The sequence below is a fragment of the Colwellia sp. genome (assembly GCF_013215345.1).
Taxonomy (GTDB): domain Bacteria; phylum Pseudomonadota; class Gammaproteobacteria; order Enterobacterales; family Alteromonadaceae; genus Colwellia.
This window is the reverse complement of record NZ_JABSOV010000111.1, coordinates 1-12,457: the sequence shown is the minus strand read 5'-3', so window position 1 is coordinate 12,457 and position 12,457 is coordinate 1. Positions and strand designations below refer to the sequence as shown.

The window sequence follows — 12,457 nt, the reverse complement described above, 5'->3', positions numbered from 1 at the left end:
CCTGGACGCCCACCAAACACTGCGGTAATTAAACCAACCATAAAGGCGGCATATAAACCAACTAATGGGCCAACACCGGCAACAAAGGCAAAAGCTATCGCTTCCGGGACTAATGCTAAGGCAACGGTTAGGCCCGATAGCACATCATTTTTCAGGTTGGACACTTTACTGGCGTGTAATTCAAACATTATTATCTCATTGGGTTTAGCGCAATATCTAACACCTCAGGTGAATAACATTGCGAATTCGAATTGGCGAGCAGGTTTTATCTGTCTAATAAAGATTAAGCATAGACAAAAACAAGCAAGTTTTCTGTGATTTTAAGGCGCGGGAATACTATAGATTTAGAGGGGAAAAGTCAATATTCCCTTACTCTTAGGACATATACCCATGACACTTTAATATACGATTTTCATGGGTATAAGCAAGCAAATAAATTTTGCAAGGTAGAGCTAAATTAGCTACCTGCTGCTTCGCGTTGCTCTAAAAAGGCTTTGATCTCATCTCTAGAGCTTAAAATATGATGTTTTAATACGGCAACAGCTTGGTCAATATCACCTGTTTTACAAAAGGCGAGTAATTGATTGTGCTCTGGGCCCGCTTTAGAAATACCACCAGCCCATAATAAATGCATACGAATGTATCTATCAGCATTTTTATTCAGGGTATTGACTAGATCTTGTGTTTGCGGACGGTTAGCCGCTGAATATAAGCAGTTGTGATAACGTGAATTAAGCGCACTCCAGGTATTAGCCGCGTTCTCTTTGCCAAGTGCTTTATCTAATTGCGCTAAGATATCACCAGCTTCAGCTAATTTTTCACTGGTTAATAGTGGTAATGATGCCGCTAACAAATGCCCTTCAAGCATTGCTCGCAACTCAAAAAGCTCGTCCGCATGCTTAGCATTAAGTTCTGTTACTGTCGCGCCCTTATGTGGTTCAAAGACAACTAGGCCTTCACCTTCAAGTTGCAGTAAAGCTTCTCTTATCGGGATACGACTGACGTTTAATTCGGTCGCTAACGCAGCTTGGCGAAGTGACTCACCCGCCTTAAATTCACCGCTAAGGATTTTCTCTCTAAGAGTTTCAACTACTAGCTGTGTTCTTGTCTTATATACTATATTCATAAAATGCTTCCGAACAATATTAGCGACCATTATAGAGAGTCATTAATAGAACACCATTAAAAAATGTATTTTACCGTTCAATAATACTAAAAAGCGGCAGATAAATTATCTGCCGCTTTATTTTAGTTATTTTTAATAAAATATCATAATTCGCTAATAACTATTCAACAATCCAATAAGTTTCTTTCTTTTGGCCATTACGCAGATATTTAAAGGTTACTCTATCGCCCTTTTCATAACTAGCAAGATGTTTCTTAATTTGCACCGCCGAGGCTAAATCAGTTATAGCACGACCGCCAACCTCAAGCAGTATATCACCACCCAATAATATTGGACTGCGACCCATAACCACACTCAGGTTACCACCTTTAAAACCCAATTTATCCGCTAAAGTACCCGGAATAACATGCTGGATTAACATACCATGCCCAGCAGTGTTGTTAATGGCATAAGATTGCTCTTTATTAAGTAACATAGGAATAAAGCCAGAAAATGTACCTGGGTCGCTATCAATAATATGTTGAATAGTATCTACCGAAATAACAAAACCTAAACCATTGCTGCCGCCACTGCGTGATAAAATATGGCTAACGATACCAATAATTTCACCATTTAGATTAAACATTGGGCCGCCTGAGTTACCTTGGTTAATTGAGGCATCTGTTTGTAATAAACGAGGCACTAACTTTCTACCAGGTATGGCATTACCATCACGAATACCACTTAAATAACCAACAGATAAACTATGGCTAACACCAAAAGGAGCGCCAATAACGATAACTTGCTCACCTATTTGATAGTCGTTAGCTTTAGCTAATTTTAGCGGCTTTGCTGTACTAGGAACTTTACCGGCTTGAATCATGGCTAAATCAATTAGCGGTTCAACCCAAACAACATGACCGGTAGTTTTAGTACCATCAGCAAATACAACCTCAATTTCCGTTGCTTTATCAACAACGTGGGCTGCAGTTAAAATACGACCTTCACTACTAACTAAGGCACCAGAGCCCAAAGAGCCCATAGTATGTTCTTTATAGGTAACCTGCCCAGCTTTTGGATCTGCTAATGACTTTACATGTAATTCAACCACTGAAGGGTTAACTTTTTTATATAAGGTTTGAATTGAATTTTCTTTTACTTGAAATGCTTGTGATGAAGTTGCACAGCCACTTAAGAAGAAAACACTAAGAATTAGAAAAATTCTACTCATTGATAAAAACCCGTCTGTTATTAAATTAATAACAGTGTAACTAACTGTAATCCTTTTATCATTCTTTTTATGCACTTGGCTAGGTAATTAACTTGGCATAGATGATATGATAGCCGTGGTTATTTTATGAGGAAAAGTACATGGAAATTATCGCCACACTGGCGTTACTGTCATTGCTTTGGTTGTCATGGCAATTAGTTAAAGCAAAAAGATTTACTCGCTTTAAGCAACATATTGGTAGTGAGTTAAAAGAGCAAGTGATAGCTAATATTATTGAAGAATTAGCACTTACACGCAGTGAGCAGCTTCCTAATAATGACTGCCATCAAACAGCAACCCTACTTTATTGGACGCAATATAAAAGCCGCATATTGCATGCGGCCTTACAGCGTGAAATTATTGACCAACAATGGTTAATAGACAGTGGAAATTTGCGTAACGCCCAACATTTATTTTTCATTGAGCGCCAATATTTACCTTTGCCGAGTCAAAGCGATGCTTGCATTAGTTCAAGCTAAATCGACAAGGTTTAATGATAAAATTAAGCCTTTTTAGCAAATTGTAAATCCCAAACACCATGTCCAAGTCGTTGACCACGGTTTTCAAACTTAGTTAACGGGCGAGAATCAGGACGTGGAACATAATCATTAGTTTCTGACACGTTGTTATAGCCCTCAGCACTTTGCATATCTTCTAACATGCATTCGGCATAATTTTCCCAATCCGTCGCCATATGAAAGACACCATCAACTTTCAATTTTTGTCTGATAGTTTCAACAAATACAGTAGAAACTATACGACGCTTATGGTGCTTTTTCTTATGCCATGGATCAGGAAAGAATAATTGTACCGTTGTTAACATACCGTCCGGAATACAATCAGCTAAAATCTCAATGGCATCATGTTCATAAACTTTTAAATTCTTTACACCCGCGTCAATTGCCGATGAAATACAAGCGCCAACACCTGGCTTATGCACTTCAATACCAATAAAGTTTAACTCCGGTGACGCTTCAGCCATTTCAACTAAAGACTTGCCCATGCCAAAGCCAATCTCTAAAACCACAGGATTGTCATTAGCAAATAATACTTGGCTATCAATAACACCATCACTATGGTTTAAGCCCATTTCTTGCCAATGATCATTAATCGCACGTTCTTGATTTTTTGTTAAGCGACCTTCGCGTTTAACAAAACTACGAACTTTACGAATGTACTTACCTTCTTGCTCGGCTTGCTCTATGGTTTTATGTGTTTTTTCAGTCATTTTTAATATCTTTACTAATTTTCAATCATTTATTTTCAGCAAGCATAATAGGTAATGCTTCATAATTAGTGCTTCGAATTCGTTATTCTAAATAAATGGCTTTTAGACAAAGCCGTCAAGTTATTCAGTGCCTGCGCTTATGGGACATAAGTAATGATAATGAATAACGCCGACAATGCCGAATAAAAGCCATTTATGACGAATAAAACTATTCAGCCCACCAAACATCGTACAAGTCGCTAACTGCTACAGATGTGGCGCCGTTGTCAGTTAACCACTTTTCAACCGCTGCACGATGTTCATCAGTACAAGATCCTAGTTTCTGGGTACAAATAAGGCCATGCCATAAAGTATCACCTTCACCGCCAAAACCTAAGCCATTTGGCTGGATAGACTCAGCAAAAAACTTGTCGATAAAAGCATCCAGTTCTTCACCACTTATGCCATCTTTTAATTTCCAAGCGATATCAAAGCCTAACTCTTGAAATTCATCTACACGCATTTTTTTACGGATGCGACGACTACGATTTTTTGCTGTTACTTTCATTATAAAGCCTTATTTTTTCCTAGCGCTGTGCAGATGTTAGCAGAGCGAATTTTAAAGGCGACATTATATACCCGTTACCAATAAGATGCTAATTTGCCTATTTGAGCTCAACACGTTATTTAGTTACACTGCGCGCTATGAATAATCCTATAGCAATATCAGCCAAATCAGCTGAAAAATTTGGCCAGCAAGTCGTTAGCTGGTATCACCAACAGGGTCGAAAGCACTTCCCTTGGCAACAAGATAAAACCCCATATCGCGTATGGATTTCTGAGATCATGTTACAACAAACCCAAGTTGCAACAGTTATCCCATACTATCAACGTTTTATGACAAGTTTTCCGACAATCACTGACCTAGCTAATGCCGATGATGATGTAGTTTTACATCATTGGACCGGCTTAGGTTATTACGCTAGAGCGCGTAATTTACATAAAGCCGCCAAAATAATGGTTAGTGACTTTGCTGGACAGTTTCCTATAGAAATTGAGCAAGTTATCGCTTTACCTGGTATTGGCCGATCAACCGCTGGCGCCATTTTAAGTTTATCCCTAAAGCAACATCACCCTATTTTAGACGGTAATGTTAAGCGAGTACTTGCTCGAAGCTATTTAGTGGAAGGCTACAACGGTTTAAGTAAATTCGACAAAGCCTTGTGGCACTTAAGCGAACGATTAACCCCCGCCATAGAAACAGACAGTTTTAACCAAGCAATGATGGATCTTGGCGCAACCGTATGTTCACGCAGCAAACCCAGTTGTGAGCTTTGCCCTGTTGAACAAAGCTGCTTGGCTAAGGCTGGCGATCAACAAATGAACTTTCCTCAGAAAAAGCCTAAGAAAAAAATTCCTGAGAAGAGCACCATTATGGTCATTCCTAGAATACAAAACGAACGCTGTGATAAGGTTTTAATGGAAAAGCGTCCACCGGTAGGTATTTGGGGTGGTTTATGGTGTTTTCATGAAGTTGATGAGCTAACTGAAATTGATGAATTAATGGCTAGTTTGTCACTTAAAGCGCTTTCATCACAAACCCTAACAGAATTTAGGCATACTTTTAGTCACTTTCATTTAGATATTACCCCTGTGGTAGTAGACTGCCAGCAACTTGATGTAGCAGAAATAAACGAACCTAATAAGCAAAAGTGGTATGATTTACACCAAGAATTAAGTGTCGGCTTAGCCGCCTCTACACAAAAACTACTTACTTTGCTTAGTAATTAACTAATAATCAATCACCAGAATAACTATTACTTACTTACTTACTTACTTAATATTTACCTAATACTTACCTAATAAAGAGAAGAGAATCCATTATGAGTCGCACAGTATTTTGTCAAAGCCTAAAAAAAGACGCCGAAGGTTTAGGTTTTCAACTTTACCCAGGTGAAATAGGTAAACGCATCTTCGATAATATTTGTAAAGAAGCTTGGACTATCTGGCAAAAGAAGCAAACCATGATTATTAATGAGAAAAAGATGAACATGATGAATGCTGATGATCGTGCTTTTTTAGAATCTGCCATGGTTGCTTATCTATTTGAAGGTAAAGAACCAGAAATTGAAGGTTATGTGCCACCAAGTAAATAGCTAGACACTTTACTTGTACATTCACTGGGCTGGCTGTTTTATCACTCATTAATGCCTACAAAAACTACATAAAAAACAGATATGCTGTAATAAACAGCAAACAAACACTTTTTATAAAAAAGTTAGTAAAAAACAGTTGACGGGGTCAATGAAAAACAGTCTAATACGTCCCGTCTTAACGAGGAAGCAAACGCAGCCAAGTTAAGCATGTTAAGCCCCGATAGCTCAGTTGGTAGAGCAGAGGATTGAAAATCCTCGTGTCCCTGGTTCAAATCCGGGTCGGGGCACCATTTTACAGAATTGGTGCTCAGCTATTATTTAACTAATAATATTAAGCATTATTTCGGTGCCAGAGTGTTTAGACTATTTTAATAGTTTTAAATACTGCACACAGCTTTGTGTGCCGACTTAGCTCAGTTGGTAGAGCAACTGACTTGTAATCAGTAGGTCGCCAGTTCGATTCCGGCAGTCGGCACCATTTATTCCGAAAGGAAGAAACGAAACCTTAACAGCAATGTTAAGGTTTTTTTTCGCCTGGGATTTGTCAAGCCAACTACTGACTGAATCAGTACCTCATTTATAAGCAACAGCATAATTACTGCAATTATATCTTTGACGCCCCAGATGTTTAACACTGCAAACACCTTCAAACTTAATAACACCGGTACCAAGCTTTGTTTAGCCTGTAAAGTACGTTTAGTCTGTTATCTCATGAACCATACCAAGACTGTAATACCTTAAAGGTTAAGCACTTATAGATAATTTCCGATCATGATAGCGAATAGCAAAGTAACTATTCCGTGCAATATGGGAATATTTCCGTAATTTGAAAAATATACTTTTCTAACCTTAGTTTAGCTATATCTATCACCGCTAAACTTCATCGCATTATAAACTAGGTCGACAAGCATCATCAAAAATAATTATTTCGACTATACTTTCAGGTTATTAAAAAACATTAGCTGTCAGTAATTTCCATGTTGTAGCTAACCTCTGGTAAAAGGACGTTAAATTATGCTCACTGAATTTAACTTGCTTGAAGAAGCAGAAGAATTATGGAGTTTCCTCGACCAAGCTGCTGTTTGCATTCACTTGGTCGGCGCTGATGGCACCATCCACTTTGCTAACCTAAAAGAGCTCGATACTCTGGGGTATAGCGCAGCAGAGTACATAGGTCACAACATAGAGGAGTTTCATGTTGATCAAGAAGTGATTCAAGATCTTTTAACCCGCTTAACAAATGGTGAAACCTTACTCAGTTATGTAGCCCGATTGAGGAAGAAAGATAATTCTATTCTTTATGTCAGTATTAATTCTAATGTTTATAAAAAGGAAAATAACTTTATTCATACCCGCTGTTTTACCACTGAAATAAATGAACTCGCCTGGCAGTGCTTAAAAAATACCGTCGACAATAGTTAGAATAATGACAACGGCGATAAATTTATTAATAGCTGGTTGGTTATTGACAAGTATCGTGATTGTATTGCTATTAAAACGCCAATCACAAAAGCATCAAGAAACCCTACAACTCCAACAGCAGTTGAAAAGCTACCAGTGTAAGCTTAATGCCAAAGACCAAGAAATTGTGCTCGCCTATGAGTCCTTTGCCTTATCAACAAAAGAGTTAACTTCTGCTCGATTAAAGGCTATAGAGTCAGTACAGGTTAAAGCTGAATTTTTGGCTAATATGAGCCATGAAATTCGCACGCCAATGGCTGGGGTTTTAGGCATGGCTGAGTTATTACAACAAAGTAATCTCCTACCACAGCAACAAGAGGTTACCGACAATATTATCACTTCGGCTAAAAACCTGTTAAAAATCCTAAATGAAATCCTAGATCAATCCAAACTCGACGCAGGTAAGCTAGAACTTGATCACAAGGACTTTCACTTACTGTCATTTATTGAAGATACAGTTGATTTATTCTTACCGAAAATCAAGTCAAAAGCATTAGAATTAAAAATTGAGTTAGCGCCAAATCTACCGGAGGGTATACATGCTGACTCTTTACGGATTAACCAAGTATTGTCTAATCTACTCAGTAATGCTCTTAAGTTTACCGCTACGGGCTTCATATGTGTAAGCGTTGACCATACACCTACAGACAATGGAAAAATATCATTACAGTTTTCAGTCTCTGATACTGGTATTGGTTTAACACCTAATGAGCAGAAAAAACTATTTGCGCCATTTACTCAAGCAGACAGCTCTACCACTAGAAAATACGGTGGTACCGGCCTAGGGCTTTCTATTTCGAAGAAATTAGTCGAGTTAATGGGCGGTAGAATTGGCATTGACAGTTTCAAGGATCAAGGCAGTCGCTTTTGGTTTACCGTTTTATGTCAACCAGCCTGCAAACAAGTGCGCTGTAGAAAAAGTAAAGATACTAATAATAAATGGGTATCTAATCGAAGTTTAAAATTACTGCTAGTTGAAGATACTCGGATGTTACAACGACTTATGTTGGCTGTACTAGGAAACCTTAACCATGTAGTTGCCGTGGCAAGTAATGGCGAGGAAGCACTCAGTCAACTTAAGCATGGTGATTTTGATCTTGTCTTAATGGATATTAGAATGCCGGTAATGGATGGCCTAGAAGCGACTAAGGTCATTAGATCCTGGGGTTGCACTAAGTCGACCATTCCTATAATTGCCCTAACTGCCGATATAGATAGCCAAAACATTAAACAGTACCTAGCCAATGGCATGGATGCAGTCTGTGCAAAGCCGCTAGATCTTCCCGTGCTACTCAAATTGATGAATGAACTCTTGGCCGAAGAAGTTCACCGTCAAAGATCGCCGAGAGAACAAAAAGAATTAATAAGTAACGATTTGAACTAATAAAACGCTTTAATTTACCGACTTGTATTTAACACCGTACCTTGGCTTGGACTCTCCGTTTTAAAAAGACGCCTGCGCTCAAACGGTTTTATTACTATTAATAGGCCTGTACTTCACCCTGATTGGTCGAGCATAGTGTATCTAAACGAATCTATTTAATTCGAGAACCTATTGCTTTAGATGGCTACTCCTTAACTACTTATCAAGAAGTCCATTATCCAAAGCTAAGGAAAAAACTGGGCTCATTTATCTGTTAATTAAAGGAAGTAATTATGAGCTGTACTGGTAAATTCATAGGGTTCCCACAGGGTCAGTGTTGTTTTGAGACTTTGCTATACTTAGCTTTATAAGAATAAACCATGAGGTCACTCAATAGATTGACCTGATACAAGGAGCAATAACATACAAATTTATTAAGTGGGGTTTATTATGTTGAGACATTATTTTGTTTCCGACGATCTTGATGAGTTGGAAAAAGTTGAATATGAGTTAGAACAGCAAGGATTCTCAGAACCACAAATTCATGTGTTAAGTGAAAACGATGCTGATGTTGAAAATCATCACCTACATGAAGTTGCTGCGGTGTTAAAACAAGATGTGGTGCACTCTACTGAACTAGGAGCTGTGATTGGTATTGTAGGTGCTTGTGCAATTCTCTTGCTTACCTATCTGCTAAACTGGCATCAGTCGGCAGCTGGTTGGGTACCCTTTGTATTTTTAGCGATCATTATCTTAGGTTTTTGTACTTGGGAAGGTGGTTTTATTGGTATTCAACAACCCAATGTAAATTTCAAACGTTTTCAAGAAATGCTGCATAACGGTAAACATATATTGTTTGTGGATGTTGAGCCTTGCCAAGAACTAGCCTTAGCTAACGTAATGCAAACACATCCGAATGTTGGTGCTTCAGGCTTTGGTGAATCCACCCCTAATTGGGTTATTCGAGCACAAGATAACTTTAAACGCTTTATGAAAGTTATGCCTTAACGCCTGTCATATTGGCACTAGCTAAAAATAAAACCTTATAGAAGTATTCTATAAGGTTTTTATACGTGTCAGCATGCTAAAAGTCCATATCAGCCTAGCTATCAATGTTAGGCTAAATTTCTAGCCTTCTAATTTTGACTATTACGGTACGACTTAATCAGATCTCAACTTAGTTATATACCCGTTACCATTCAAAGTGCAGGATATCAGTGGGAAGTAAAATGACTTTAGGCAAGGAGAATAATTTAAGCATAGTCATTCTATGCTTTGATTATTTAACGCGGTATAAAGTCATTTTAAACCCATCGAAGAAGCGCTTGAGCCACATCACTTCATCGTTGCTGTGACTTATAATGACGCTGTATGGAAGCAGCTTATTAGAGAATGCAGGAGCATATTCTCCTGAATAACCATTATTTCATCACAGCGCCTTGAATTGAAATTGCTCAAGCACTCTGAAACATGCATCTTGATTGGTAACGGGTATAGATAAGTAATTATTTTGCTAAATCTTACGTTACCATTTTATCTTAACAATATAACCAATCTTGTTATTTATACCTTCTACAAGAGGTGAGAAATATAGTGATGATCTACGGAAAATCATTGAGTTGTTGTAAATAACTTGTTCGAGGATACTTGCTCTACATTTCGCTACTTTATCAAAACTAGTCTATGTTAATAATTGAGCAGGTCGATAATTAACTATGCTTGCTGTGTATATGAGTGCAACAGTTTTCACGAAAAAAATGTTAGCTTAGTTTGATTTTACCCTAAAGCACGACAATAAACTGAATGACTATTTAATACTTCTCTTCACTCATTCACATCAGCATTTTATCAATTAAGTTATTGCTATCGAGTACTGCAACTTTTATTCAAGGGTGCGTTATGACGATAGCCATTGTTATTATTTTATTAGTTATAGCAACATTAATTTTTCATTTTATCAGCCCTTGGTGGTTCACTCCTTTGGCATCAAACTGGCAAGCTATTGATGACACCATTAATATTTCTCTTTGGGTGGTAGGTACTGTATTTGTTGCCGTAAGCCTATTCCTCGCATTTGTTGTTTTTAAATATCGTCATAATAAAGATAGGCGCGCCGACTACCAGCCAGAAAATAGCAAACTAGAAGGTTGGCTGACTGTTATTACGACTATTGGTGTCGCAGCAATGTTAGCTCCAGGGCTTGTTGTCTGGGGGGAATTTATTACTGTTCCTGAAAATAGTGAAATCGTTGAAGTCGTTGGTCAACAATGGCATTGGAGTTATCGACTACCAGGTAAGGATGGCAAATTAGGGAAAACTGCAATCAAGTTAATAAGCGAAGACAACCCTTTTGGACTTGATGTAAATGATATTAATGGCGCTGATGACTTACTAGTAAATAGCAATGAATTACACCTACTTATTGATCAACCGGTAAAAGTAGTATTACGTTCAAAAGATGTTTTACATAATTTTGCTGTACCGCAATTTCGAGTGAAAATGGATTTAGTCCCTGGAGCCGTTACTTTTGTCTGGTTTACCCCAACTAAACTAGGACGCTACGAGCTACTGTGTGAAGAGCTCTGCGGTATTGCGCATTTTACCATGCGTGGCTATATTAAAGTCGACTCGATCAGTGACTATCAAACGTGGCTGACCAGTTTACCTACCTTTACTCAGACATTAGCTCTCGATACAGCAAATATAGAGCAAGGAAAACTACTTTATGCTGGCTGCACTTCATGTCATGGCATCGATGGCCAAGGCAATAAAACCATGGGGGCGCCTAAATTAGCGGGTTTAAGTCGCTGGTATCTGCATAGGCAATTAAGTTATTTCAAACAAAAAATTAGAGGTCAAAATAGTGAAGACCTATATGGTCAGCAAATGGCCGCCATGTCAGCTTTATTAGCCGATGATAAAGCAATTGAAGACGTTAGCGCCTACCTTAACGCTTTAATTCCTACAAAAAACAGTCCTATTGAAAACTATCTCATTGAAAAAACGTCTATTAAAAATAGGCCTGTTACTACTGGCAATGCCATTAAAGGCAAGTCGTATTATAAAAACTGTGCCTATTGCCATGGTGAACATGCGCAAGGAAATTTTGCCATGAACGCGCCCAAATTAGCGGGCCAACACCCTTGGTATTTAAAACGACAAATTAACGCTTATCAACAGGGAATTAGGGGAAAACACCCTGGGGATCTCTATGGTAAACAAATGGTATTGATGTCAAATATTTTACATGACCAACGAGCGGTTAATGATGTGGTGAGTTATATCAATTCATTACCTAGCGTCAGATGAACTGAACACTGAAAGATATTAGGAGCATGATGTGACAAAAATGGAAAATGTATCGATTGCTGATCAAGTAGATCATTCAAGCCATCCTAGTACTTTCATGAGCAAGTATATTTGGAGCCAAGACCATAAAGTTATAGCCATTCAATATTCGATCACGGCAATAGCTGTAGGTCTGGTGGCATTAGTCTTGTCTGGCATGATGCGTTTGCAACTTGGTTTTCCTAATGAGTTTTCATTTATTGATCCTTCTTCTTATCTGCAATTTGTCACTATGCACGGCATGATCATGGTGATTTATTTGTTAACCGCATTGCTCTTAGGAGGTTTTGGTAACTATTTGATCCCGCTGATGATCGGGGCAAGAGACATGGTTTTCCCTTATTTGAATATGCTGAGTTATTGGACCTATTTACTGTCCGTTATGGTCTTAATTGCTAGCTTTTTTGTCAGTGGCGGCCCCACTGGTGCAGGTTGGACCTTGTATCCACCGCAAGCAATTTTAAGTGGTACTCCTGGTGCAGATGCGGGTATTTTATTGATGTTGGTCTCTTTAGCTATTTTTATTGTCGCTTTTACCATGGGCGGA

General features: G+C 38.3%; 13 protein-coding genes and 2 tRNA genes. 10 read left to right on the top strand and 5 right to left on the bottom strand.

Going from position 1 to position 12,457, the window contains the following annotated elements:
• From HRT50_RS14660 to HRT50_RS14650, 3 genes are all read right to left on the bottom strand, one after another.
• The coding region (locus tag HRT50_RS14660; RefSeq protein ID WP_291615766.1) for a SulP family inorganic anion transporter at positions 1-188 on the bottom strand (188 nt) is incomplete at its 3' end.
• Between the two features lie 269 nt (positions 189-457).
• The gene (locus tag HRT50_RS14655; RefSeq protein ID WP_291615761.1) at positions 458-1,126 is read right to left on the bottom strand and encodes a GntR family transcriptional regulator; all 669 of its coding nucleotides are present in this window, start codon (positions 1,124-1,126) and stop codon (positions 458-460) included.
• 160 nt (positions 1,127-1,286) lie between these two features.
• On the bottom strand, positions 1,287-2,336 hold the full coding sequence (locus HRT50_RS14650; protein WP_291615759.1) for a S1C family serine protease: 1,050 nt from the start codon (positions 2,334-2,336) through the stop codon (positions 1,287-1,289).
• A 140-nt stretch (positions 2,337-2,476) separates the two neighbouring features.
• Here HRT50_RS14650 and HRT50_RS14645 point away from each other — a divergent pair, with 140 nt between their 5' ends.
• The gene (locus tag HRT50_RS14645) at positions 2,477-2,854 is read left to right on the top strand and encodes a hypothetical protein (protein WP_291615757.1); all 378 of its coding nucleotides are present in this window, start codon (positions 2,477-2,479) and stop codon (positions 2,852-2,854) included.
• Positions 2,855-2,877: 23 nt separating this feature from the next.
• On the opposite strand, the gene trmB is transcribed toward HRT50_RS14645, so the two are convergent.
• Together trmB and HRT50_RS14635 are read right to left on the bottom strand one after the other, a co-directional pair.
• Positions 2,878-3,603, bottom strand: coding sequence for a tRNA (guanosine(46)-N7)-methyltransferase TrmB (gene trmB / locus HRT50_RS14640; protein WP_291615755.1), 726 nt, complete (start codon positions 3,601-3,603; stop codon positions 2,878-2,880).
• A 208-nt stretch (positions 3,604-3,811) separates the two neighbouring features.
• Positions 3,812-4,150 (bottom strand): YggL family protein, encoded by a 339-nt coding sequence (locus HRT50_RS14635; RefSeq protein WP_291615753.1) that lies wholly within the window; start codon positions 4,148-4,150, stop codon positions 3,812-3,814.
• 137 nt (positions 4,151-4,287) lie between these two features.
• On the opposite strand from HRT50_RS14635, the gene mutY reads away from it, so the two are divergent.
• From mutY to HRT50_RS14590, 9 genes are all read left to right on the top strand, one after another.
• The gene (gene mutY / locus HRT50_RS14630) at positions 4,288-5,373 is read left to right on the top strand and encodes an A/G-specific adenine glycosylase (protein ID WP_291615752.1); all 1,086 of its coding nucleotides are present in this window, start codon (positions 4,288-4,290) and stop codon (positions 5,371-5,373) included.
• Positions 5,374-5,465: 92 nt separating this feature from the next.
• The gene (locus HRT50_RS14625; protein ID WP_291615751.1) at positions 5,466-5,738 is read left to right on the top strand and encodes an oxidative damage protection protein; all 273 of its coding nucleotides are present in this window, start codon (positions 5,466-5,468) and stop codon (positions 5,736-5,738) included.
• Between the two features lie 214 nt (positions 5,739-5,952).
• A tRNA-Phe gene (locus HRT50_RS14620) sits at positions 5,953-6,028 on the top strand.
• A gap of 112 nt (positions 6,029-6,140) precedes the next feature.
• Positions 6,141-6,216, top strand: a tRNA-Thr gene (locus HRT50_RS14615).
• A gap of 536 nt (positions 6,217-6,752) precedes the next feature.
• Positions 6,753-7,160: a PAS domain-containing protein gene (locus tag HRT50_RS14610; protein WP_291615750.1), complete on the top strand. Its 408-nt coding sequence runs from the start codon at positions 6,753-6,755 to the stop codon at positions 7,158-7,160.
• A gap of 4 nt (positions 7,161-7,164) precedes the next feature.
• Positions 7,165-8,583: an ATP-binding protein gene (locus tag HRT50_RS14605; RefSeq protein ID WP_291615749.1), complete on the top strand. Its 1,419-nt coding sequence runs from the start codon at positions 7,165-7,167 to the stop codon at positions 8,581-8,583.
• Between the two features lie 429 nt (positions 8,584-9,012).
• Entirely contained in the window at positions 9,013-9,570 is a 558-nt protein-coding gene (locus HRT50_RS14600) for an NAD/FAD-utilizing enzyme (RefSeq protein WP_291615748.1), read from the top strand.
• An 891-nt stretch (positions 9,571-10,461) separates the two neighbouring features.
• On the top strand, positions 10,462-11,871 hold the full coding sequence (locus HRT50_RS14595; protein ID WP_291615747.1) for a c-type cytochrome: 1,410 nt from the start codon (positions 10,462-10,464) through the stop codon (positions 11,869-11,871).
• Between the two features lie 40 nt (positions 11,872-11,911).
• A partial coding sequence (locus tag HRT50_RS14590; protein ID WP_291615768.1) for a cbb3-type cytochrome c oxidase subunit I occupies positions 11,912-12,457 on the top strand: 546 nt, incomplete at its 3' end.